Genomic DNA, 23,782 nt, shown 5'->3' with positions numbered 1-23,782 from the left:
GATAGGCGTGGATGGTCAGCATGGTCATGCCCATCTTGACGATGTTCTCGACGCCCTTGGCCACCGTGTGGTCGATGTCGAGCAGCTTCATGTCGAGGAAGACCCTGGTTCCGCCGCTGGCCAGTTCCCTGGCGAAGTCGAGCCCGCCGGCGAAGGCGAGCTGGTAGCCGATCTTGTAGAACGAGACGACACCGTCGAGTTCGCGTACCGCCTGCTCGGCTTCCTTCACGGTCGGGACATCGAGACCGACGATCAGCCGGTCCTGCATCGTCGTGGCGATCATGCCTCGATCCGGGTGGACAGCATGCGCGAGGTTTCGATCAGCGTGCGGCATAGATGCTCCATCGATTTATGCAGTCTTTCGTCACGGAAATGGCCATCCTCGTCGAAAGCGTTGGCGCCCTCGGGCACCGAGCATTCCGGCGTCACCACCTCCATCTGGCAACGCACCAGCACGGCGCGCAGATGGTTGATGCAGCGGACGCCGGCAAAGTGTCCTTTGGAGGACGAGCAGAGGCCGGCAACCTTGCCGGCCAGCGGCCTCACCGGCCGGCCACCGTCCCTGCGCACCCTGCTCACCCAGTCGACCGTGTTCTTGAGCAGCGGCGGGATTGAGCCGTTGTATTCCGGCGTGGCGATCAGCAGACCGTCATGGGAAAGGATGAGACCGCCGAGTTTGCCAGCATTTTCGGGAACGCCCTTTTCCTTTTCCAGATCCTCGTCGAGGATCGGCAGGGGATAGTCTGCGAGCGAGATGCGGGTCACCTCGGCGCCTTGCATGGCAAGTTCCTTTTGCGCCACGTCGGCTGTCCTGCCGCTATAGGCGCCGCTGCGCACCGAGCCGGCGAAGACGAGGATTTTCGGGATTACTGCCATTGGCCACCCTTGTTCCCGGACAGGTACAGCCAAGGACGGCTCAAATCAACGCATCGGAGCCACAAAACGGTCGGGGTTAGCAGAAGCCGCCGAACTTCGCCATCCTCGGGTCTGCGCCGCGTCGCTGCGCTCCTTGCTCCGCCCGTGGATGACGAAGTGAGAGATGTTACCGCCAATCGCCAAGGTATGCAGCCAGCGCTCGGAACCGCGAACGATTGTGCGTCGAAGAGCCTAATGCGCTCCGCGCCGGTAGATCCACAGCTGCGTCGGCGGGATGTTGCGGATGACGAAATGGAAATGTTCGACGCTGTAGTCGCCGCGGCCGGGCGGGATCGGCGACATCGGGCCATAGGTCAGCTGCACGATCGGCCGTCCGGCCGGGATGCGGTCGAGCAGGCTCTCGATATAGGCGATGCGCTGGGCGACCGGAAAGTTGAGCAGCGGCACGCCGGAAACGACGGAATCAAAGATCATTCCGCTTTTCTCGCCAAGCGTCGCGTTGAGGTTGAAGGCATCGCCCTCGATGACGTTAACGCCGGGATAGAGCCGCCGCAAATGGCGCACGAAATCGGTGGAATATTCGACCGCGTAGAGATTTTCGGGCGGCACGCCCTGGGCCAGGATAGCCCGGGTGATGACGCCGGTGCCGGGACCGACTTCCAGCACCGGCAGGCCGGATTTCGGATTGACGATCGATGCCATCTTGCGGGCGGTGATCGAACTGGTCGGCACGATTGAGCCGACCGTCTTCGGCTTATCGATCCAGCCTTTGAAGAATTTGAGCTCGTCGTCGAACTTTTCGGCAAGCGCCTTGCGCAGTCCGGGACGTGTCATGCAAGCTCTCCTCAGCGCTCCCCTTCAAGGTACTTAACACTTGAGCGGCGCAAGGCAAGGCGCGGTCAGGCGCATGTCGTGGATAAGATAATTTTCGTCGCGTCTCAAAACAACGCGCGGGTCACGGATTTTCGCGGCCCAAACCGGCTTCCGCCGCTGGGCGATTTGCATCAATGCTCGCCAAAGGATTCGAAGAAATCCTTCATACGGGCGAAAAAGCCGCTCGATTGGGGCGAATTGTCCTGCGAGGAGAGCTGCTCGAACTCCTCCAGCAGCTCGCGCTGGCGGCGGGTCAGGTTCTGCGGCGTCTCGACCGCGGTCTGGATGTAGAGGTCGCCGACATTGGGCTGGCGCAGCACCGGCATGCCCTTGCCCTTGAGGCGGAACTGGCGTCCGTTCTGGGTGCCTTCCGGCACTTTCACCTTGGTCTGCGTGCCATCCAGCGTCGTCACCTCGAAGGAGCCGCCAAGGGCGGCCGTCGTCATCGAGATCGGCACCTTGCAATAAAGATCGGCGCCGTCGCGCTGGAAGAACTCGTGCGGCTTGACCGCCAGGAAGATATAGAGGTCGCCCGACGGCCCGCCGCGCAGGCCTGCCTCGCCTTCATTGGCAAGCCGGATGCGGGTGCCGTCCTCGATGCCGGCCGGGATGTTGACCGACAGCGAACGCTCCTCGGTGACGCGGCCCTGGCCGGCGCATTTCGGGCATGGGTCCTTGATCGTCTGCCCCCGCCCCTGGCATTGCGGGCAGGTGCGCTCGATCGAGAAGAAGCCTTGCGTGGCGCGCACCTTGCCGTGGCCGTTGCACATCGAGCAGGTGACGGGCTGGGTGCCGGGCTTGGCGCCGCTGCCAGAGCATTCCGAGCAGGAGATCGAAGCCGGCACGCGGATCTGGGCGGTCTTGCCGGCGAAAGCCTCTTCCAGCGAGATTTCCATATTGTAGCGCAGGTCGGCGCCGCGCTCGCGCCCGCCCGACGAGCGACGCTGGCGCCCGCCCATCATGTCGCCGAAAATATCCTCGAAAATGTCGGCGAAGCCGCCGGCGCCGAAGCCTTGCGCGCCGCCATTCATGCCGCCCTGCTCGAAGGCCGCATGGCCGAAGCGGTCATAGGCCGCCNTGCTCGCAGGAATGATCGCCGGGGTTGCGGTCGGGATGGAACTGCATGGCGAGCTTGCGGAAAGCGCTCTTGAGCTCCTTCTCGTCGGCGCCTTTCTGGACGCCCAGCGTTTCGTAGAAATCAGCTTTCATTTTTTCCCGCTGTCCGGATGCTCAACGTCTTCAAGCATTGTTGCGTCTCTTGCCGGCACTGACGCTTCGATTTAGGTGCGATGGAACCGCGATGCCAGTGTCGACGCGGGTTTGGCCGCTTTTTTTCGGCGAGACCCGCTGTTTTTGTGCAAAGGGTTGCAAAAAAGCCCGGCTTTGCGCCGGGCTTTTCGCTCTATTTTGCCGTCAAACGGCTCAGGCGGACTTCTTCTTGTCGTCGTCTTCGTCGATTTCCTCGAAATCGGCATCGACCACGTCACTGTCCTTGGCGGCGTCCGCCTTGGCGTCGGCTTCCGCCGCTTCCTTCTGCGAAGCCTCGTACATGGCCTGGCCAAGCTTCATCGAAGCCTCGGCAAGCGCCTGCGACTTGGCCTCGATGTCGACTGCGTCGTCGCCCTCCGTGGCGGTCTTCAGCGCCGCGATGGCGTCGGAGATCGCCGTGCGGTCGGCTTCCGAGACCTTGTCGCCATATTCCTTCAGCGACTTCTCGGACGAATGCAGCAGCGCTTCGGCCTGGTTGCGGGCTTCGACCAGAGCACGCCGCTTCTTGTCGGTCTCGGCATTGGCCTCGGCGTCCTTGACCATCTTCTCGATGTCTGCGTCCGAAAGACCACCCGATGCCTGGATGCGGATCTGGTGCTCCTTGCCGGTGCCCTTGTCCTTGGCCGAGACGTTGACGATACCGTTGGCATCGATGTCGAAGGTGACCTCGATCTGCGGCACGCCGCGCGGCGCCGGCGGGATGCCGACCAGGTCGAACTGGCCGAGCGCCTTGTTGTCGGCGGCCATTTCGCGCTCACCCTGGAAGACGCGGATGGTCACGGCCGATTGACTGTCCTCGGCCGTCGAGAACACCTGGCTCTTCTTGGTCGGGATCGTCGTGTTGCGCTCGATCAGACGGGTGAACACGCCACCCAGCGTCTCGATGCCGAGCGACAGCGGCGTCACGTCAAGCAAAAGCACGTCCTTGACGTCGCCCTGCAGCACGCCTGCCTGGATGGCGGCGCCCAGAGCGACGACCTCATCCGGGTTGACGCCCTTGTGCGGCTCCTTGCCGAAGAACTGCTTCACGATCTCCTGGATCTTGGGCATGCGGGTCATGCCGCCGACCAGAACGACCTCGTCGATCTCGCCGGCCTTCAGACCGGCATCCTTGAGCGCTGCCTTGCACGGGGCAATCGTGCGCTGGACCAGGTCATCGACCAGCTGCTCGAACTTGGCGCGCGTCAGCTTCAGCGTCAGGTGCTTCGGCCCGGTCGCGTCGGCGGTGATGAAGGGCAGGTTGATTTCGGTCTGCGTTGTCGACGACAGCTCGATCTTGGCCTTTTCAGCCGCCTCCTTGAGGCGCTGCAGGGCGAGCTTGTCGTTCTTCAGGTCTATGCCCTGTTCCTTCTTGAACTCAGTCGCCAGGTACTCGACCAGGCGCATGTCGAAATCCTCGCCGCCCAGGAAGGTGTCGCCGTTGGTCGACTTGACCTCGAACACGCCGTCGCCGATTTCGAGCACCGAAATGTCGAACGTGCCGCCGCCAAGGTCATAGACGGCAATGGTCTTGCCTTCCTTCTTGTCGAGGCCATAGGCAAGTGCCGCAGCCGTCGGCTCATTGATGATGCGCAGCACTTCGAGGCCGGCGATCTTGCCAGCGTCCTTGGTTGCCTGGCGCTGGGCGTCGTTGAAATAGGCCGGAACGGTGATGACCGCCTTCTCGACCTTCTCGCCAAGATAGGCTTCCGCCGTTTCCTTCATCTTCTGCAGGATCATGGCCGAAATCTGCGAGGGCGACTGCTTCTTGCCGCCGGCCTCGACCCAGGCATCGCCATTGTCGCCCTTGATGATCTTGTAGGGGACAAGCTTCTTGTCCTTTTCCGTCACCGGATCGTCATAGCGGCGACCGATCAGGCGCTTGACCGCGAAGATGGTGTTTTCAGGATTGGTGACCGCCTGGCGCTTGGCCGGCTGGCCGACGAGACGTTCGTCGTCGCCGCTGATGGCGACGATGGAGGGCGTCGTGCGCGCCCCTTCCGCATTCTCGATTACCTTAGGCTCTTTGCCATCCATGATGGCGATACAGGAATTGGTGGTGCCAAGATCGATACCGATTACTTTTGCCATTTTTCTAGTCTCTCCGCTAAGCAGGCTCTCAGGACCCGTACAGGCATTCCGACGAAAGCCCCTGTTCACAAGAATTCCGTTCCGGCAACCGGCATTCCGGCACCGAACGGCTTGGCGCGTATATAAGAACAGGCTGCAGCGCGCGCAAGCATTCTGCGCAACGCTTCCATGAACCTTTCCACTTCCGCCTGCGACTGATCTCCAGGTGCCGCATGGTGCGGCCCGGAAAGGAAGCCCCGTGACCAATAATCCAGAGGCACCACGGTCTCCGGGAACAACAGGAGCTCGGCGCGACCACCGCCTTCGGGATGGGGTCGATGCGCTGGGTTTTCCGCTGGTTCCGTTGACCCTGCGTAAGAGCAGGCGTATCGTGACAACGAGGAAAGCAGACAATTCGATCAGGGAAAAACGAGCCGGACCGCCGCGCCTTGCCCTGATTTGCGCGGCCCAACCGGACATTTCTCCCGTCGACTACGGGGGGAATGTCATGTCTCGCATCCGCGGCTCGCTCGTGTCGTCTCTCGATGGACATTTGCGCAGTATCGCGCACGCAAGCAGCGGATTGCTGACGCTGGCGCTCAGCGCCGGTCTGTGGCTGGGCACTGCCCAGGCGCAGGAAACCCAGATCATCTACCCCGGTTCCATGGCAGTGACCGGATTTTCCGGCACCATCATTCCCAATCTCGACGAGGGCCTGCCGCCCGGCGTCGATCCGGTCGACGAAACCTTCATCGACGCCACGCGCGCCACCTTGCGCGTGTTCGACGTCTCGCATCTGGGCGGGCCAGCCGCCGGCCAGCTCGTCAACACGCCGCCGCCTTTCGAGGTGACGGCAGGGCAGATCGGCCAGGTGTTCGGCGTCACCTATGACGACGGCGTGCGCGACGGCGTTCCATCAGGCATTCCAAACCTCTATGCCGCCGCCACCTCGCTGCACGGCATCCGCATCGTCACGCCCGATACCGACGATGATGGCAGGCCTGAGCGGCAGCGCCGCGGCGCGGCCGGCGCCACCTTCATGGATGGCCAGTTCGGCACCGAAAACGGCGGCGGACCGGGCACTGTCTGGAAGATCGACGGCATCACCGGCCAGGTCTCCAAGTTTGCCGACATCGACACCAACAGCGGTCCCGGCATCGGCAATCTTACCTTCGATCCCAGCCATCGCCAGTTCTTCGCTTCCGATCTCGATACCGGATTGATCCACCGCATCGATGCCGCCGGCACGCTGATCGACAGCTTTGACCATGGCGTTGCCGGGCGCCCGGCGCATGGGCTGGCTCCGGTCGCCGACGATGGCTCGGTGATGGACATACAGGGCGCGGCCTTTGACAGCGAAGACCCCGACAGCTGGGGCTACACGCAGGACGAGCGCCGCATCTGGGCCGTTTCCTATCATGGCGGCCGGCTCTACTATTCGGTCGGCGAAAAGTCGGAAATCTGGTCGGTGGGCATTGCCCGCGACGGCACTTTTGCCGGCGATCCGCGCTGGGAACTGACGGTCAAGGCCGACAAGGACTACGCCGTCACCGACATCGCCTTCGACAACAGCGGCTTCATGTACCTGGCCCAGCGCGGCCCGGTCGAGAACCGCTACGACTACAGCCAGTTCGCCGATTCCGGCAAGGGTGAGGTCATCCGCTACTTCAGAGAGAACCCGGATGATCCGGAAACGGAATCGGTCTGGGTCGAAACGCCGCAGGAATACGCGGTCGGTTTCCCGCAGGGTTTCAGGCAGTCGGCCGGCGGTCTCGACCTGCAATATGGCTATGACGCCGACGGCAATCTCGACACTTCGGTCTGCACGCAGACGCTGGTCAACACCGGCGACAAATTGCGCGACAATCCGACTCTCGCCGAGCAGCTCGCCGCCGGCGGGCCGTTCGCCGTGCATGGCGTGCAGATCACGCCCAAGGAGCTGGTCAAGCCGGCCAACGTGCCGCCCTTCGGCTCCTGGTTCGTCGACTTCGACAGCTATTTCGATGACCCGGAGGTCGAGGGCCATGTCGGCGACGTCGCCGTTTGGCATCCCTGCGAAGGCCGTGCCGGCTATTATGAGGAAATCCCGGGCGGTTATCTGCCGCCCTTCTATCCGCCGGACTTCCCACCGCCCGGCAATCTGCCTCCATGTCTCGATGTCGACGACGTCCAGTACTACTGCACGCCCTCCGGTCTCGAGGCCGATCTCTATCTCCATGATCATGCCGGCTTCGGCGGCGATTCGATCAAGGCCCAGTCCAGGACGCCAGGGGTCGGGGTAACCACCCGGCAGTCGCATGCGCCCGGCAAGCCCTACACGATCGACATCACCGGCCACTATCCGGGCGACACAGTCGATGTCGGGCTCTGCTTCTACAGGAAGTCCGACAAGGACAAGGGTGGCTACTACCCTTGCTGCAAGATGACTTTGCCGCTCAGAACCCCAGCCGTCAGCTGCGAACGTTAAGGAGGGGAAGATGAAAAATCTCGCACTCTCCCCGTTCGCCCAGAGCAGCCAATTAACCGGCACTCAAACAACCGTCATGGAGACGATCATGAAACCCCTGTCATACGCCAGGCGCGGCGCGCACTGGCTGATGGCGGCCGGTATCGCGGTCGCCATGCTGGCCCCGGTGCAAGGCTTTGCGGAAGACGCCGCCCCGATCACCCCGGAGCTGAAGCTCGATCTCGACAGTTCGCGCGTCATCAATCCGAGGCCCGACCGGGTCGTACCCTTCTTCACCAAGAAAGGCACTCAACGAGGCTGCGACTATGTCGTCTATTCGCTGAGCTTCGGCCTGCGCGGCGATCCGCAGGGCCTTGCCGACCCGAGCCTGGAAGCCAGGCTGAAGAAGGTCCGGGTCGATTTCAAGGACCAGCTTCCGCACGGCCTTGAGATCGTCAACGTCGATGTGTCCGGCGACGGCACGGATTCGTCCGGCGGACCGCTGCCGGGGGCGACGATCAGCACGTCGGCAAATCCGAACGATACGGCTGTTGTTTCCGATTTCCGCATCTCTACTTCCGATCTCGACGGCATCGGGGCTCCCAATGAGCGCATCATCAACTTCAAGATCACGGCCAAGATCAATCATGCGGCATTTCCCGCGCCGACGATCGTCGACAACCAGGGCATGATCAAGTTGACCGCCGGACCAGGCACCGGGACCATCATCCCGTCGCAGGATCCGGGCAAGCCCGACGACGGCGACTTCAAGACCGGCGAAAAGACCTCGATCAAGATCGATGTCAGCAAGTGCAATCCGCCACCACCGCCTCCCGGCAAGGAATGCTTCAAGGTGGAGCGCGGCACGGTCGACTGCGTGCCCGGCGGCGGCGCCTTCATCTACCACATGGCGGTCGGCCCGGAGATGGGCGGCAAATGGGTGCAGGTGTCGACGACAACGCCCGGCATCACCATCATCCCCGACACGCAGCTGGTGCCGGCGGGCGGCGGTGTGCTCAACTGGAAGATCGTCGGCGCATCGCCTGGCGACGCCATCCACCTCGTCGTCACCGGCATCGAAACCTATGCCGGTCCGAAGGAAGGGTGGGGCCTGTGCTGCACGCAGACGATCGACATCGTCATCCCGCGTGACCAGAGATGCCCGCCCAAGGACAAGGAACCGGATCTCAAGGTCGAGAAACGCGCCGACGTGTCGCGTTGCACGATGGGCGGCGGCTGCGACTTCACCATCAGGGTCACCAATGTCGGCACCGGTGCCTACCACGGCAAGATCGTGCTCGACGAGGTGACGCTGCCGGCCGGCTCGACGCTCGATTCAGGCCCCAATCCGCCCTGGGTCTGCGTGCCCGGCGCCACCCCGATAACGTGCACCTATCCGGTGACCACGCTCAATCCGGGAGCCTCGGTCGACCTCAAGCTCGGCTTCAAGCCGGCCGGGGGCTGGCAAGGCGGTGCCTTGCGCAACTGCGCCACCTATAATTATGGGGCCAGCGGCAAGCCGCTTTTCGGCAGCCAGTCGAACGATCGCGGCTGTGCCTCGATCCCGATCTGCCGGCGTGGCGATCGTGACCGCGACTGCCGGCCGCCGGTCGAAAAGAAGGTCGACCTGATCCTGAAGAAGCGCGCTCGCATCCCGGTCTGCACGGCCGACGGCATCTGCTACTTCGTGATCGACATCATCAACAACGGCACATCGACCTATAACGGGCCGCTGACGGTGATCGACAGCTATCCGGCCGGTGCACCGTCCTCCTCGACCTTCGGCCCGAGCCCACCCTGGACATGCGGACCAAATGGCCCCGGCCAGTTCCGCTGCGACAATGCCGGCATCTCGCTGCCTCCGGGCGCCTCGACACCGATCGTCGTCAAGGCGGTCATGCCGGCCGGCTACCGGTCGGACACTGTCGAGAACTGCGCGTTGGTGAAGGCCATCCCCGGTGAGGTCGACCTCACCAACAACAAGGCTTGCGCCAAGGAGCGCTTCCGTCATCCCAATGGCGGCAAGCCGGCCCTGCGCATCACCAAGGTGTGCAACGCCTCGCTCGCCGGTGCCGCGGTCGTCTCTTGCCGCATCACTGTCATCAGCCTTGGCACCGCTGCCCCCACCGGCCCGGTGCGGGTCAACGATGCCGCCACGCTGGTGGCTGGCGGCGCGCCCGTCCAGATCCAGTCCGTCACTCCTGACGGCGCGGAATGGGCGTGCGGACCGGTTCCGGCCAATGCGCTGTCGTGCCAGATCCCCGGTGCCGTGATGACACCTGGAACCAGCCGCCACTTCGACGTGACGGTTTCGGCGAACGGCGCGTTCGAGAACTGCGCGCGCGGCTCGTATGGTCCGGCGCCGGGCGACGACATCGTCTATCCGATCGGCCAGGCCTGCGCCAAGGGCGGCGGCTCTTCGACCATCCGCGTCGAAAAGACCGGCGACCGCGAATGCAAGCTCGGCCAACCCTGCTCGTTCGAGATCACCATCACGAACGACGGCACAAGCCCCTTCTCCGGGCCGGTCCGCATCGGTGATGCGATCGGCGTGGAGGGTCTCGGCAGGCTGGAAGGGGTTGAGATCACTTCGATCGATCCGCCTTTCGGCTGCTCGCCGGAACCGACAAGCTTGCCGCTGTCTTGCATTGCCAACCTGACGCTCGGCGCAGGCGAAAGCCAAATGCACCATGTCACCGTGGTCATTCCCGACGACGGCCGCCTGGCCAATCTGCAGGGCAACGTCAGCGGCCAGAACTGCGTTGGCGTCCTGTCTCCCGACACACGGGTGCAGGGCGGTGGCGACGTGCTTTCCGGCGATCAGCCCAACATCCAGGGCGATCGCGGCAAAGCCTATGCCTGCCATTCCTTCTCCATCAGTCACGAGACGAAGAAGGAATGCTCGGCAGGCTTCGTCCTGAACGGCGCCGGCCGGTGCGTCTGCCCGCCCGGTACGACGTTCCGCAACGGCCAGTGTTCGCCGGGTGGCGGTATCGTGCCGAAGCCGGAGCCGAAGCGCTGCGTGCTGCTCGAAGGCCAGATCCGCACCGAGGACGGACGCTGCGTCTGTCCACGCGGAACCGGGCTTGAGAACGGCAAATGCGTCAGGACCGACAAGCCCGAGCAGTGCATGATCCGTGGCCAGGTCCACAATGCCGATGGCGATTGCGTCTGCCCCAAGGGTACGGAAGTCAGGGACAACGCCTGCCGTCCGATCCGGCCGANGATCCGTGGCCAGGTCCACAATGCCGATGGCGATTGCGTCTGCCCCAAGGGTACGGAAGTCAGGGACAACGCCTGCCGTCCGATCCGGCCCAAGCCCGAGCAGTGCACGATCCGTGGCCAGGTCTACAATGCCGATGGCGATTGCGTCTGCCCCAAGGGTACGGAAGTCAGGGACAACGCCTGCCGTCCGATCCGGCCGAAGCCTGAGCAGTGCACGATCCGTGGCCAGGTCCACGACGCCAACGGCGATTGCGTCTGCCCGAGGGGTACCAAAGTGCAGGGCAATGCCTGCCGGCGCAAGCAGCCTGATCTGCAGCAGTGCGATATACGCGGCCAGGTCCACAACAAGCGCGGCGAGTGTGTCTGTCCGCGTGGAACCGAAGTGATCAACGGTGCGTGCCGCAAGCCTAACCAGGAGGTGGAATGCGCACCGGGCTCGCAGATGATCGATGGCCAGTGCCAGCCGATCATCAGGCGGCACTGCCCGGACGGCACGATCGGGCGGTATCCGAACTGCCGCCCGGTCCGCGGGCAACCGTCGCTGGAGCTCAACCCGGGCCTGCTGCTGCAGCTACTGCCAAGGCGCATGCCACAGGCCGAACAGCAGCAGGATCCGGCTCCAAACAGAATGCTGAAACTCCAGCCGCAATAACCGGCTGCCCGACGCCAGACCAGAACCCGCCGGAGCAATCCGGCGGGTTTTTCGTCAATGCTCGGGGCAAGCGTAAATTGGCTGCAACACGATCGGAGACGTCGCAACGCCACGCCAGCCCGTGCAGCGACCGCGCCTGCGCACTCGACAAGTCACCCGTGGCGCATTAGGCAGTCGATAGAGTGGCCGGACGAAAAGGGCGCTCGGAAAGGCGGCACCTGTGAGCAAAAAGACCCTGATCGCACCTTCGGTGCTGGCGTCGGATTTTTCCAAACTCGGTGATGAGGTCGAAGCGGTGGTGGCGGCCGGCGCCGACTGGATTCATCTCGATGTGATGGACGGGCATTTCGTCCCCAACATCACCTTTGGCCCGCCGGTGATCAAGGCGATCCGCGACCGCACCAAGGCCTTCTTCGACTGCCATCTGATGATTGCCCCGGCTGACCCCTACCTGGCTGCTTTTGCCGAGGCAGGCTGCGACGGCTTGACGGTGCATGCCGAGGCCGGACCACATCTCGACCGCTCGCTGCAGACCATCAGGAACCTTGGCAAGAAGGCTGGTGTGTCGCTCAATCCGGCGACGCCGGAAAGCGCCGTCGAATACGTGCTCGACCGGCTCGACCTGATCCTCGTCATGACCGTCAATCCGGGCTTCGGCGGCCAGGCCTTCATTCCGGCAATCGTCGACAAGGTGAAGCGGATCAAGGCGCTGATCGGCAGCCGCCCGATCCGCATCGAGATCGACGGCGGCGTTTCGGCCGAAACCGCGCCGCTGGTCACCGCCGCCGGCGCCGACGTTCTGGTGGCGGGCGCCGCCATCTTCAAGGGCGGCAGTGTCGAAGCCTACCGTCAGAACATCCAGGCGATCAGGACGGCAGCCGACAACGCAGCCGGCTAATTCGCGACGTATCCGTCTCCGATCAATCCGATATGCCGGCCAAGGGCCCGGTGCCGGGCGCCGGCTTGTGAGCGATGGTGCCGCGGCATCGGATCTGGAAGCGGAGGCGGTCTGATTCGGTGTTCGCCGCCAAACAGAACAGTTGGTCCCACGCACATACAAAAGAACAGGACGAACAGATTCTCCTGCGTGCATAGAAAACATGTCAAGTTTCCGCAGGTTGTAGGGATGCGCGAAATTACAGCATCGAGCTCTGGAAAGCCGTATATTCCTTTGTGCTTAAGTACAATAGCGTGGCCTTCTGCTTGAGCGCACAACAGCAGGTACTGTATGGTACATGTACGAAAGGGGAATGCTTTCGGACTCGAATTGCCCAAAACAAAATTGGGAACAAGGAGTCGCTTTGACATACGGAGCTGCCAATCTGAACGACGACGCTGCAGGACCCAAGAGCACCCTTGCCAGCGCGGTCTACCAGCAATTGCGCGACGACCTTCTCGGGGGTGTTCTTGAAGCCGAGAGCAAGCTGCGGGTCGAGTGGGTGGTCTCCAAATATGGGGCTGGCGCCTCTCCTGTCCGCGAAGCCCTCAATCGCCTTGCTTCGGAAGGGCTTCTCGGCCGCCACGACCAGCGCGGCTTCTTCATCATGCCGATTAGCGCGTCGGAGCTCGAGGAGCTGACGCGCACCCGCTGCTGGCTCGAGGAGCGGGCGCTTCGCGAATCCATCGCCCACAGAACCGCCGAATGGGAAGAACAGCTCGTCCTGGCGCTGCATCGCCTGGGCCGCGCGTCACGTTTTTCGCCGCAGAATCCCGTCTCGCTCGATCCGGATTGGGAGCGGCTGCACCGCATCTTCCATAGGGTGCTGATCTCGGCCTGCCGATCGCAATGGCTGGTGGGGTTCTGCGGTCAACTTTCCGATCATGCCTATCGCTATCGGCAAATGGTTCATGACGGCGAAGGTGTCCAGCGCGACCTTTTCGGCGAGCATCGCCTGATCGCCGAATGCGCGCTGGATGGCAATGCCGACGGCGCCGTCGAGGCACTGATCAACCACTACCAACTGACCGCCGCCATGTGCATGAAACGCTTCGAGCAGGACGAAGCTGCAAAGGCGATCGCCGGCAAGCCCGCACACGCCCGGCTATAGCGGTCGTTTTTCCCGCGGGTCCTTACGCCCATTGTTGCCATCCAGCGGCATTGGCACGGCCGGCGCGAACCCCTGTCCGCGGCCTTGACGGCGGAGCCAAGAACCGCGAACTCTTCGCCGCCAAGGCATGCCGTTCCAAGCGCGTGTGCAAGGCCCGCCGTTCCGCCGCCCCAGGGAAGCCTTCATGAGCAATCATCTGTTCGATGCGTTCCGGTCCCGGATGCCGGCGCCTGGGCGCCTGCTGATGGAAATCGATGACGGCCGCTCGCTCAGCTATGGCTATATGCTGGAGCGCTCGGCCCAGCTCGCGCATGCGCTCTTGCAGTTGGATGTCGAACCGGGCGACCGGGTCGCCGTTCAGGTCGAGAAGAGCCCCGAAGCGGTTCTGCTCTATCTCGCCTGCCTGCGTGCCGGCGCCGTCTTCCTGCCACTCAATACCGCCTACACGTTGACTGAGCTGGAGTATTTCTTCAGCGATGCCGAGCCACGGCTGGTCGTCTGCGATCCGGCGAGGGCATCCGACATCGCAGCCTTGGCGGAAAAAACAGGCGCTGCCACCCTCACGCTCGGCCGCGATGGCCAGGGAACGCTCACCGATCAGGCCTCGCGGCTGCCGATGGATTTTCATGACGTGGCTCGCGGGCCGGACGATCTCGCGGCGATCCTCTACACGTCGGGAACGACCGGCCGCTCGAAAGGCGCCATGCTCAGCCACGAGAACCTCGCCTCAAACGCGCGCGTGCTGGTCGAGCACTGGCGCTTCACCGGAGAAGACGTGCTGATTCACGCGTTGCCAATCTTCCACACGCATGGCCTGTTCGTCGCCACCAATGTCATCCTGATGTCCGGCGCTTCGATGCTGTTCGAGCAGAAGTTCGATCCGGCCCGCATCATCTCGCTGCTGCCGCGCGCCACGGTCCTGATGGGCGTGCCGACCTTCTATGTGCGCCTGCTGCAGCAGGATGGGCTGGACCGCGAGGCGGCGAAAAACATCCGTGTTTTCATCTCCGGGTCGGCGCCGCTGCTGGCGGAGACGCACAGGGCCTGGCGCGAGCGCACCGGCCACGCGATCCTCGAGCGCTACGGCATGACCGAGACCAACATGAACACATCGAACCCTTATCAGGGCGAACGGCGCGCCGGCACGGTCGGTTTCCCCTTGCCCGGCGTTACGCTTCGCATCGCCGATCCCGACAGCGGCGCAGCACTTGCGCAAGGCGAGGTGGGCATGATCGAGGTGAAGGGCCCGAATGTCTTCGGCGGCTATTGGCGCATGCCGGAGAAGACCAAAGCGGAATTCCGCGCCGACGGCTTCTTCATCACTGGCGATCTCGGCCTCATCGATGCCGACGGCTACGTCCATATCGTCGGCCGCGGCAAGGACCTGGTTATTTCCGGCGGCTACAACATTTATCCGAAGGAACTCGAAAGCGAGATCGACGCGCTTGACGGGGTCAGCGAAAGCGCCGTCATCGGCGTTGCCCATCCGGATTTCGGCGAGGGCGTCACCGCTGTCGTCGTGCGGGCGCCGGCATCGCGGATCACCGGAGCTGAAATTCTCGGCGCCATCGGCGAACGCGTGGCGAAATACAAGCTCCCCAAGCGGGTCATCTTCGTCGACGAACTGCCGCGCAACACCATGGGCAAGGTGCAGAAGAATCTTTTGCGCGAGACATATAAGGATCTCTACACAGCCTGAAATTGGAGCTGCGCGGCCGGTAGGTCAGCCTGGGGCGCCAACCCCAAAAACCTTGTCGCCACCAATCCAGACCCCCTTCATGTCGAGATCGTCCGACAGCGAAACGATATCCGCCGCCGTGCCGTTGGCGAAGCGGCCGAGCCGGTGCGACTGGCCGATCGCCTGCGCCGGATAAAGCGAGGCCATGCGCAAGGCTTCCGACAGGTCCAGCCCGACAACCCGGTGGACGTAGCGAACGGCCGAGATCATGTCGAGATCGGCACCCGCCAGCGTTCCGTCGGCAAGCCGCAGGCTGCCATCCCTGCGGTAGATGGTACGGCCGTTGAGTGTGAACGAGGTCATGTCGGTGCCAATCGTCGCCATGGCGTCGCTGACCAGCACGATCCTGCCGGGACCTTGCTTTGCACGCAGCGCGATCTTGATGGTGGCGGGATCGACATGGATGCCGTCGGCGATGAGACCGGCCGACAATGTGCCGATGTCTATGGCCGCGCCCGCCAGCCCGGGCTCGCGGTTGCCGATCTGGCTCATAGCGTTGAACAGATGGGTGACCATCGAGGCGCCGGCCTTGGCAAAGGTGCTGGCCACCGCGTAGCCGGTGTCGGAATGGCCAAGGCTGACGATGATTCCAGCCTTGGCGAGCGCCGAGACGCGCGCCGGTTCGACGGATTCGGGTGCTATGGTGGTGAGCAGCACCGGCAGCTTTTGCCGCGCCGCGATCAGCCTTGCCTGGTCGGCATCCGTCATCGGCCGGATCAGCGCCGGATCATGCGCACCTTTGCGGGCGATCGACAGATGCGGCCCTTCGAGATGCAGGCCGAGAAAACCCCGAACCTTCTGCAGCGCCGTTGCCTCGCCGGCGGCAATCGCGGCGGCAGTGATATCGGGTGTATCGGTGATCAACGTCGGCAGCAGCGCCGTCGTGCCGAACGGCGCATGTGCCTTGCAGATGGTTTCGAGCGACGCGACATCGGGATGGTCGTTGAGCATGACGCCGCCGCCGCCATTGACCTGCACATCGACGAAACCCGGCGCCAGCACGCCACCGCCGGTCGCGACGACGCGGACATCCGCGGCAATGGCGCCCGTGGGCAGGATGGCCTCGACCAACCCGTCGCGCACGAGCAGCGCGTGGCCGTCATGCCAATCGTCGCCGTCGAAAATCCGGGCACCGGTCAGGGCAAAGCGATCGCTCATACTGTCTCCGTCACCTTGCGAAGATTGCGCGGCGTGTCCGGGTCGAGGCCGCGATGGCGGGCAAGGGCCTCGACGAACATGTAGAAGGAAACGATCAGCGTCAGCGGGTCGGTCAGGGGATTGCCGGTGGCGACATGCGGCAGGCGCACGGCACGCTGGGCAAGCGCAGAGGTGACGAATACCGGGGCACCCTTGGCCGCCAGGCCGTCGGCAGCCTCGGCGACGGACGGTTCGGACGCATCGCGCGCGGCCAGCGCCAGCACCGGAAAATCGGGGCCGATCAGCGCCAGCGGGCCATGCATGACTTCGGCGGCGCTATAGGCCTCGGCATGCATGCCGCAGGTCTCCTTGAATTTCAGTGCCGCCTCGTTGGCCATCGCCGCCGATGGTCCGCGGCCGAGGATGAACAGCGATTTCTGCTTCTCGATGGTTTCGGCGAGCACGCTCATCCAGTCGCAGGTGATGGCTTTGCGGAAATGCTCCGGCAAGCGGGCAAGCGCTGCCAGCAGCGCATCGTCGCCGGTGGCATGCGCCATCAAAGCGAGACCGGCCACAGCGGAATTGATGAAGGTCTTGGTGGCCGCCACGCTTCGCTCGGGGCCGGCCAGGATATCGATGGCGTAATCCGAAGCACGCGCCAGCGGCGAATCGGCGGTGTTGGTGATGGCGATGGTCAGCGCGCCGCCGGCCCGCGCGGTTTCGGCCATGGCCACGATGTCGGGGCTCTTGCCCGACTGCGAGATCGCCAGGCAGGCCGAGCCGGCAAGCCTGAGCTTGCGCCCATAGATCGAGGCGACGGATGGTCCGACCGATGCGACGGCGAGGCCCGCGGTCAACTCGACGGCATATTTCATGAAGGTGGCGGCATGGTCGGACGAGCCGCGCGCCACCGTGACGACAAACTGCGGGTCGCGTTCGCGGATGCCGCGCCCGGCCTCGGTCAGTACCGCGCCGGAGCCATCGAGCAGGCGGGCGACGGCTTGCGGGATCTCCTCGATCTCGCGCCGCATATAGGTCGGCTTCGTCGACTTGGTTGGCTTTGTACTCATGATCGGCCCTCTTCACTCGGCCCCGTCAGCCGCAGCTCGGCGACGAAATCATAGGCGTCGCCCCTATAGATAGAGCGGGTGAATTCGATCACCTTGCCGCTCGCCAGATAGGAAATGCGCTCGATGTGCAGGCCGGCGATGCCTGGCGGCACTTCGAGCAGGCGTGCGTCGCTGTCGCCGAGATTGGCGGCGGAGATGCGCTGCACCGCCCGCACCGGCCGGTTGCCGGTCAACTCCAGCGCCGCATAGAGCGAGGAGCCAATATCGGCCGGATCGGGCAGCACGCTGGCCGACAGCGAGGCGCGTTCGATCGCCAGCGGCGTGTCATTGGCAATGCGCAGGCGCGCCACCCGCGCCACCAGTTCGTTCGACGACAGGCCGAGCACCATCATCTCGTCGGGCGAGGGCGCGTAAAGACCGCGGTCGAGCCAGGCCGAACGCACCGCCATGCCGCGCCGCGCCATGTCCTCTGTAAACGAGGTCAGGCGCGACAGCGACTGCTCGACGCGCTCCATGCGCGGCGCGACGAACGTGCCGGAACCATGGCGCTGGACCAGGATGCCGCCCTTGACCAGGTCCTGCACCGCCTTGCGCACGGTGACGCGCGAAATGTCGGCCTTGGTGGCGATGTCGCGCTCGGACGGCAGCGCGTCGCCCGGCCCGATCAGGCCGCGATTGACCGCATCCTCGATGCTCTTGCGAAGCTGCAGGTAGAGCGGCGCGCCGCTCTGCGCCTGATGTTTCAGCATGGCGAATATCTGGTCGGCGGCCTCGCTCATCGGGCCGCCTCCGCTGGCCTGGCGAACAGACGACCTGCCATCTGCACCGCGCCGCCCAGCGCGTCGTCGAGCGGCGGCTTCAGCAGCGCGCGGTAGCGGGCCGACAGGCGCGGCGCGTAGAGCGGAGCCAGCCCGCCAAGCAGGCACAGCGGCGCGTCGTCCGAAAGATCGAGCGCGCCGAGCGAGGCCTCGACATCGGCGACCGCCCTGTCGAGGATCCAGTTGGCGATGCTGTCGCCCTTCGCGGCATGCTCGAACACCTTGGGTGCGAAGCCGCCGAAATCGCCGGGCTTGGCATTGGTGGTGAATTCGACGACGTCCTCCGGATTGTTGCGGAAAACGGCCAGCATGCTCTGCGTCAACGGCGAACCCTCGCGAACGCCATCATAAGCAAGCAGCGTCTGCTCGAGCAGATCGCGGCCGATGCGGGCGCCGCTGCCCTGGTCGCCGACCTGGAAACCCCAGCCGCCGATGGCGCGCGACTTGCCGTTCTTGCGCGCCATATAGGCGGTGCCGGTGCCGAGGATCGCCATGGCGCCGTCACCGGAGCCGACAGCGCCTTCGAGCGCGATCTCGGCGTCGGTCTCGACGCGGCTGATGCTGAACGGCAGGATCGATTCGAGCTGCTGCCGGTAGGTGCCGACATTGGCGCCGGCCAGGCCAAGAATTGCCGGTGTCTGCGGGATCAGGTCCGGGTCCTGCCCGGCGTCGATGAACGCCTGCCGCGCCGCTTCGACGATGTTCGACCGGGCGCCGGTCAGATCGGTGCGGATGTTGGCAGCGCCGCTTTTGGCGCGGCCAATGACGGCACCGTCCGCTGTCGCCAGGGCTGCCCGGCAGCTGGTGCCGCCGCCATCGATTCCGAGCACGAAATTCACACGATTTCTCCTCCCGGCGGATAATACCAATAAAATACCAATAGCCAAGTGTTAATTTCCGAATCAAAAAGATTAAGCCGTATTTTATTGAAAAACCACGGTATTCCGTCTCTTCACCGATTTCCGACCCACGAGTTCGTTAATGCGTGTGGACAAGTGGTATTTTTTTGGTATTGTTCTGGTATTGGAGGAACTGGGATGGCCGAAACGCGCACCGAAGCGCTTCACAAAAATGCCGAGGGGCTGGATATCCAGGCTCCGGACGCCATCCTTTCCTATTTGGCCGATGCGCAGATTGAAGCCGCGAAAGTGGTGCGCCATGCCATTCCTTCCATTGCCAGGGCAGCCGAAATCGTTGCCGGCAGGCTGAACGGCGGCGGCAAGCTTGCCTATGCGGCGGCCGGCAGTTCGGGCCTGATGGCGCTGGCCGACGCGTTGGAGCTGCCAGGCACCTTCGGCATTCACCGCGACCGCATCGCCATCCTGATCGCCGGCGGCGACGAGGCCTTCCGGACGCTGGCCGGCGGACCGGAAGACGACACCGAGGAGGCTGCGGCAGCGGTCGCCAAGGCCGGCATCGGCGAGGGCGACTGCCTGATCGCCATCTCCGCCAGCGGCACCACACCTTATGCAGTGCGGGCCATCGAGGACGCCCGGCTGCGGGGCGCGGCCACAATCGCTATAGCCAACAACCGGGACTCGGCTCTGCTGCGACAAGCCGAAATCGCCATCCTGCTCGAAACCCCGCCGGAGCTGATCGCCGGCTCGACGCGCATGGGCGCCGGCACCGCCCAGAAGATCGCGCTCAACATGCTGTCGACGCTGACAGCGGTTCATCTCGGCCATGTCCATGATGGTTACATGGTCAATTTGATGGCCGACAACATCAAGCTGCGCGACCGCGCGGCACGCATCGTCGCCGCCGTCAGCGGACGCGGCACGGACGAAGCGGCCCGTCTGCTCGAGAAGAGCGGCGGCGCGGTCAAGACCGCCATTCTGCTTGCCGCCGGCGCCGACAGCGCCGACGCGGCGCAGAAGATACTGGAAGAGGCTGGCCAGAAGCTGCGGCCGGCCCTTTCTGCTATAGAGGGGAGCAAGGGGTCAAAAGCCTCTGTTCTCATCAAAACCGAACCTGAAAAAGGTCAACAGGGAGACTGAGCATGACAAGGAAACTACTGACGGCACTGCTTCTGGGCACCAGCATTCTCGGCTCGGCCGGGGTCGCTTATGCCGGCGACGTAACGCTCAACATCGAAAGCTGGCGCGGCGACGACCTTGCCATCTGGAAGGACAAGCTGATCCCGGCTTTCGAAGCCAAGAACCCGGGCATCAAAGTGGTGTTCGCACCGTCGGCGCCGACCGAATATGACGCCGCACTCGGCGCCAAGCTCGCCGCCGGCTCGGCGGGCGACCTGATCACCTGCCGCCCGTTCGACAAGTCGCTTGAACTGTTCAAGAAGGGCAACCTTGCCGATCTCTCGGCGCTGCCGGGCATGGAAAACTTCTCTCCTGTGGCCAAATCCGCCTGGCAGACAGACGACGGCAAGGTGAGCTTCTGCGTGCCGATGGCCTCGGTCATCCACGGCTTCATCTACAACAAGGATGCTTTCGACAAGCTCGGCATCAAGGTGCCGGAGACCCGCGCCGAGTTCTTCGCCGCGCTCGACAAGATCAAGGCCGACGGCACCTACATCCCGATGGCGATGGGCACCAAGGATCTCTGGGAAGCCGCGACCATGGGCTACCAGAACATCGGCCCCAACTACTGGAAGGGCGAGGACGGCCGCGCAGCGCTGATCAAGGGCGATCAGAAGTTGACCGACAAGGACTGGGTCGCGCCGTTTGAGGAATTGGCCAAGTGGAAGCCTTATCTCGGCGATGGGTTTGAAGCGCAGACCTACCCGGACAGCCAGAACCTTTTCACGCTCGGCCGCGCCGCCATCTACCCGGCCGGCTCGTGGGAAATCGGCCTGTTCAACACGCAGGCCCAGTTCAAGATGGGCGCCTTCCCGCCTCCGGTCGAGAAGGCCGGCGACACCTGCTACATCTCTGACCATACCGACATCGGCATGGGCCTGAACGCAGCTTCGAAGAACGCCGATGCGGCCAAGACATTCCTGTCCTGGGTCGCTTCGCCGGACTTCGCCACCATCTACGCCAACGCGCTGCCAGGCTTCTTCAGCCTGAACTCCGCTCCGGTGAAGATGGCAGACCCGCTGGCGCAGGAATTCGTCTCCTGGCGCGGCAAGTGCAAGTCGACGATCCGCTCGACCTATCAAATCCTGTCGCGCGGCACGCCGAATCTCGAAAACGAGACCTGGGTTGAATCGGCCAACGTCATCAACGGCACCGATACGCCGGAAGCCGCGGCCAAGAAGCTGCAGGCCGGTCTCGACAGCTGGTACAAGCCGGCCAAGTAAGAGCTCAGGCTGAGCGCTGCTTATCTCCCCCCTCAAGGGGGAGATGTCGCCGAAGGCGACAGAGGGGGTCGGTGGAGGCAGCCGCGACTTGATCGTTGCTTGAAAGCACGGTCAAATGTCGATGGCGCACTGCCTTGACCGACCCCACCCGCCTCGCTTCGCGAGGCACCCTCCCCTCGAGGGGAGAGAGGCGCCGCGCCTTTGGCGGCATTTGCCAACCTGATCGGCGGGGACCGAACTCATGGCCGCAGACATCAGACCGAAACGACCGTTCCGCTGGCACATCGGCATCTTCCTGGCGCCGGCGGTGCTCGTTTACACGGCGATCATGATCCTGCCGCTCGCCGGCACGCTGCAGCTGTCGCTGTTCCGCAATATCGAGCAGCACCAGGTTTTCGTCGGGCTGCAGAACTTCCGCGCCCTGTTTGGCGATCCCAACTGGTCGGTAGGTTTCTGGAACGCGCTCAGGAACAATACCTGGTTCTTCATCATCCACATGCTCGTGCAGAACCCGATCGGCGTCATGCTGGCCGCCATGCTGTCCAGCCCGAGACTGAGATTCGCGGCCTTCTACCGCACGGCGATCTTCGTGCCGACCATTCTGTCCTTCGTTATCGTCGGCTTCGCCTGGAAGCTGATCCTGTCTCCGCTATGGGGCGTGGCGCCACATCTGATGGACCTTTTCGGCCTGAAAAGCCTGTTCACGCCTTGGCTGGGCAAGGAGCAATATGCGCTGACCGCGCTCAGCCTGATCTCGGTATGGCAGTTCGTCGGCATCCCGATGATGCTGATCTACGCCGCCCTGCTGTCGATCCCCGAAGAGGTGATCGAAGCCGCCGAATGCGACGGCATCACCGGCCTGTCGCAATTCTGGAAGATCAAGCTGCCGCTGATCCTGCCGTCGATCGGCATCATTTCGATCCTCACCTTCGTCGGCAATTTCAACGCCTTCGACCTGATCTACACCGCGCAAGGGGCGCTCGCCGGGCCGAACTATTCGACCGACATTCTCGGCACCTTCCTCTATCGCGCCTTCTTCGGCTTCCAGCTGCAGGTCGGCGACCCCAACATGGGCGCTGCGATCGCCACGATGATGTTCCTGATCATCCTCGGCGGCGTCTGCGTTTACCTCTTCCTCGTGCAGACGCGCCTGCGTCGCTACCAGTTCTGAGGGGCGGATATGTCACGGCTAAACACCCCCCTCTGGCCTGCCGGCCATCTCCCCCGCAAGGGGGGAGATCAGATGTCACTTCGGCCTTCGCCAATCTTCAGCGTTGCAAGAAGTGCGGTAAGGCCAACTCCGCCAATCTCCCCCCTTGCGGGGGAGATGCCCGGCAGGGCAGAGGGGGGTGTGAAGGATCGCGGCGTAACAATCTTCAGTTCACCACCGACAAATGCCTAATTCGCCGAGCCCAGCGCCTTGTCCAGCGCCTCCTTGACATCGGCCGGCCATGTCGCCACTGCCGGCCAGGCGTTCGGCTCGCCATTGTCGCCGCGGCGGGCGAAGTAGAGCTTGTGCTTGGCCGGGTCGACCGCCATGAAACCGTCATTGCCGCCGCAGTTATGCGGCACACAGCCGCTGGCGTAGAAGGCGCCCGACGCTGTCTTTTCCGTGCCGCCGCCGACCAGCAGGCTGGTCGCCATGTCGGGCATGTCCTTGCCCAGCAGCTTTTCAGCTTCCTTGTAGACAGCCTCGTTGTGGAAGGCGTCGATGATGTTCTGGTACTTTTCCGGATCGATGTCCTTCCAGTCCGTGCCGGGTTCCGGCATGTAGCTCAGATTGCCTGAAATCGTCAGCCCGTCGGTCGGCGACCATTGCAAAGCCGGCTTCTGGTCGCCTGGCAACAGATAGGGTACGAAATAGATGGCGTTGTCCGACACCGCCGATGGCGGCGCGCCGCAGTCGTCCTGCTCGACCGTGGTGCTCTGGATGGTGCCGCCTTCCGGCTTCCAGACGATCACTGTCGCCGGCCCGCATTGATTGCCGCCATCGCCGACATCGAACAGCGCCACCTTGACGCCGCCGACCTCGACTATTTTGTCGAAGAAGACATCATAATTGGTGGCCAGCTGCTTGCCGTCATAGGCAAGCACCTTCTCACCGTCCTGTTCCGGTTGGGTGATGGTCAGCTGGCCGCCCTCGAATGGCACAGGCGCTTGGCTGTCGTCGTCGGAAGCGTCGGCGGCATCTGTCCCCTGGTTGGTGGCAGGCCTTTCGGCCGCCGGCGCTGGCGCGGCGGGCGTCTGCGTCTGGGCGTGGCCGACGGCAGTCAGCAAAACAAACGCCAGCCCGCAGGTGCCGGCAAGAAGCGAACGAGTCAT

At 63.8% G+C, this 23,782-nt stretch carries 17 protein-coding genes and 1 pseudogene; 8 read left to right on the top strand and 10 right to left on the bottom strand.

Going from position 1 to position 23,782, the window contains the following annotated elements:
• The 5 genes and pseudogenes from X744_RS142685 to dnaK all read right to left on the bottom strand — a co-directional run.
• Positions 1–283, bottom strand: a 283-nt coding sequence (locus tag X744_RS142685; protein WP_023762476.1) for an orotidine 5'-phosphate decarboxylase / HUMPS family protein, incomplete at its 3' end; no start/stop codon positions are given.
• Positions 280–876 (bottom strand): NADPH-dependent FMN reductase, encoded by a 597-nt coding sequence (locus X744_RS142690; RefSeq protein WP_023762475.1) that lies wholly within the window; start codon positions 874–876, stop codon positions 280–282. The genes X744_RS142690 and X744_RS142685, both read right to left, overlap by 4 nt.
• Positions 877–1,107: 231 nt before the next feature.
• Positions 1,108–1,710, bottom strand: coding sequence for a phospholipid N-methyltransferase PmtA (gene pmtA, locus X744_RS142695; protein WP_023762474.1), 603 nt, complete (start codon positions 1,708–1,710; stop codon positions 1,108–1,110).
• A gap of 170 nt (positions 1,711–1,880) precedes the next feature.
• Positions 1,881–2,958: pseudogene (locus X744_RS03230) on the bottom strand (molecular chaperone DnaJ).
• 213 nt (positions 2,959–3,171) lie between these two features.
• Positions 3,172–5,088 carry a molecular chaperone DnaK gene (gene dnaK / locus X744_RS142700; RefSeq protein ID WP_023762470.1) on the bottom strand — a complete coding sequence of 639 codons (1,917 nt, stop codon included), beginning with the start codon at positions 5,086–5,088 and terminating at the stop codon, positions 3,172–3,174.
• A 487-nt stretch (positions 5,089–5,575) separates the two neighbouring features.
• Here dnaK and X744_RS142705 point away from each other — a divergent pair, with 487 nt between their 5' ends.
• The 5 genes from X744_RS142705 (at position 5,576) to X744_RS142725 (ending at position 15,137) form a co-directional block, all read left to right on the top strand.
• On the top strand, positions 5,576–7,534 hold the full coding sequence (locus tag X744_RS142705) for a hypothetical protein (protein ID WP_023762469.1): 1,959 nt from the start codon (positions 5,576–5,578) through the stop codon (positions 7,532–7,534).
• A gap of 10 nt (positions 7,535–7,544) precedes the next feature.
• The gene (locus X744_RS142710) at positions 7,545–11,390 is read left to right on the top strand and encodes a DUF11 domain-containing protein (protein ID WP_031261208.1); all 3,846 of its coding nucleotides are present in this window, start codon (positions 7,545–7,547) and stop codon (positions 11,388–11,390) included.
• A gap of 220 nt (positions 11,391–11,610) precedes the next feature.
• The gene (gene rpe / locus X744_RS142715; RefSeq protein WP_023762467.1) at positions 11,611–12,288 is read left to right on the top strand and encodes a ribulose-phosphate 3-epimerase; all 678 of its coding nucleotides are present in this window, start codon (positions 11,611–11,613) and stop codon (positions 12,286–12,288) included.
• 403 nt (positions 12,289–12,691) lie between these two features.
• On the top strand, positions 12,692–13,438 hold the full coding sequence (locus X744_RS142720; RefSeq protein WP_023762466.1) for a GntR family transcriptional regulator: 747 nt from the start codon (positions 12,692–12,694) through the stop codon (positions 13,436–13,438).
• Positions 13,439–13,622: 184 nt separating this feature from the next.
• On the top strand, positions 13,623–15,137 hold the full coding sequence (locus tag X744_RS142725) for a malonyl-CoA synthase (protein ID WP_031261207.1): 1,515 nt from the start codon (positions 13,623–13,625) through the stop codon (positions 15,135–15,137).
• A gap of 24 nt (positions 15,138–15,161) precedes the next feature.
• Here X744_RS142725 and nagA read toward each other — a convergent pair whose 3' ends face one another.
• Genes nagA through X744_RS142745 form a run of 4 tightly spaced genes read right to left on the bottom strand, consistent with a single transcriptional unit; the run spans position 15,162 to position 19,040 of the window.
• On the bottom strand, positions 15,162–16,334 hold the full coding sequence (nagA, locus tag X744_RS142730; RefSeq protein ID WP_023762464.1) for an N-acetylglucosamine-6-phosphate deacetylase: 1,173 nt from the start codon (positions 16,332–16,334) through the stop codon (positions 15,162–15,164).
• Complete coding sequence (locus tag X744_RS142735; protein WP_023762463.1) at positions 16,331–17,383, bottom strand: SIS domain-containing protein; 1,053 nt, start codon at positions 17,381–17,383, stop codon at positions 16,331–16,333. Before X744_RS142735 ends, nagA begins: the two co-directional genes overlap by 4 nt.
• A complete protein-coding gene (locus X744_RS142740; RefSeq protein WP_023762462.1) occupies positions 17,380–18,162 on the bottom strand; it encodes a GntR family transcriptional regulator in 783 nt (260 codons plus the stop codon). The genes X744_RS142735 and X744_RS142740 overlap by 4 nt, the downstream gene beginning before the upstream one ends.
• On the bottom strand, positions 18,159–19,040 hold the full coding sequence (locus X744_RS142745) for an N-acetylglucosamine kinase (RefSeq protein WP_023762461.1): 882 nt from the start codon (positions 19,038–19,040) through the stop codon (positions 18,159–18,161). The genes X744_RS142740 and X744_RS142745 overlap by 4 nt, the downstream gene beginning before the upstream one ends.
• Before the next feature lie 198 nt (positions 19,041–19,238).
• On the opposite strand from X744_RS142745, the gene X744_RS142750 reads away from it, so the two are divergent.
• The 3 genes from X744_RS142750 (at position 19,239) to X744_RS142760 (ending at position 22,631) form a co-directional block, all read left to right on the top strand.
• Positions 19,239–20,198, top strand: a complete 960-nt coding sequence (locus tag X744_RS142750; RefSeq protein ID WP_023762460.1) for an N-acetylmuramic acid 6-phosphate etherase — start codon at positions 19,239–19,241, stop codon at positions 20,196–20,198.
• A 2-nt stretch (positions 20,199–20,200) separates the two neighbouring features.
• Complete coding sequence (locus X744_RS142755) at positions 20,201–21,460, top strand: ABC transporter substrate-binding protein (protein ID WP_023762459.1); 1,260 nt, start codon at positions 20,201–20,203, stop codon at positions 21,458–21,460.
• A gap of 241 nt (positions 21,461–21,701) precedes the next feature.
• Entirely contained in the window at positions 21,702–22,631 is a 930-nt protein-coding gene (locus X744_RS142760) for a sugar ABC transporter permease (protein WP_023762458.1), read from the top strand.
• A gap of 227 nt (positions 22,632–22,858) precedes the next feature.
• Here X744_RS142760 and X744_RS142765 read toward each other — a convergent pair whose 3' ends face one another.
• A complete protein-coding gene (locus X744_RS142765) occupies positions 22,859–23,782 on the bottom strand; it encodes a hypothetical protein (RefSeq protein WP_023762457.1) in 924 nt (307 codons plus the stop codon).

The organism is Mesorhizobium sp. LNHC252B00 (assembly GCF_000502955.1).
GTDB lineage: Bacteria > Pseudomonadota > Alphaproteobacteria > Rhizobiales > Rhizobiaceae > Mesorhizobium.
The sequence above is the reverse complement of the archived record's forward strand: the minus strand, read 5'-3'. Positions and strand labels throughout refer to the sequence as shown.

Bases quoted from the DNA above. Each gene is read 5' to 3' on its own strand.
- X744_RS142765 (WP_023762457.1), bottom strand. From the start codon at position 23,782: ATGACTCGTTCGCTTCTTGCCGGCACCTGCGGGCTGGCGTTTGTTTTG.
- dnaK (WP_023762470.1), bottom strand. From the start codon at position 5,088: ATGGCAAAAGTAATCGGTATCGATCTTGGCACCACCAATTCCTGTATC.
- X744_RS142690 (WP_023762475.1), bottom strand. From the start codon at position 876: ATGGCAGTAATCCCGAAAATCCTCGTCTTCGCCGGCTCGGTGCGCAGC.
- pmtA (WP_023762474.1), bottom strand. From the start codon at position 1,710: ATGACACGTCCCGGACTGCGCAAGGCGCTTGCCGAAAAGTTCGACGAC.
- nagA (WP_023762464.1), bottom strand. From the start codon at position 16,334: ATGAGCGATCGCTTTGCCCTGACCGGTGCCCGGATTTTCGACGGCGAC.
- X744_RS142725 (WP_031261207.1), top strand. From the start codon at position 13,623: ATGAGCAATCATCTGTTCGATGCGTTCCGGTCCCGGATGCCGGCGCCT.
- X744_RS142740 (WP_023762462.1), bottom strand. From the start codon at position 18,162: ATGAGCGAGGCCGCCGACCAGATATTCGCCATGCTGAAACATCAGGCG.
- X744_RS142705 (WP_023762469.1), top strand. From the start codon at position 5,576: ATGTCTCGCATCCGCGGCTCGCTCGTGTCGTCTCTCGATGGACATTTG.
- X744_RS142750 (WP_023762460.1), top strand. From the start codon at position 19,239: ATGGCCGAAACGCGCACCGAAGCGCTTCACAAAAATGCCGAGGGGCTG.
- X744_RS142760 (WP_023762458.1), top strand. From the start codon at position 21,702: ATGGCCGCAGACATCAGACCGAAACGACCGTTCCGCTGGCACATCGGC.
- X744_RS142755 (WP_023762459.1), top strand. From the start codon at position 20,201: ATGACAAGGAAACTACTGACGGCACTGCTTCTGGGCACCAGCATTCTC.
- X744_RS142735 (WP_023762463.1), bottom strand. From the start codon at position 17,383: ATGAGTACAAAGCCAACCAAGTCGACGAAGCCGACCTATATGCGGCGC.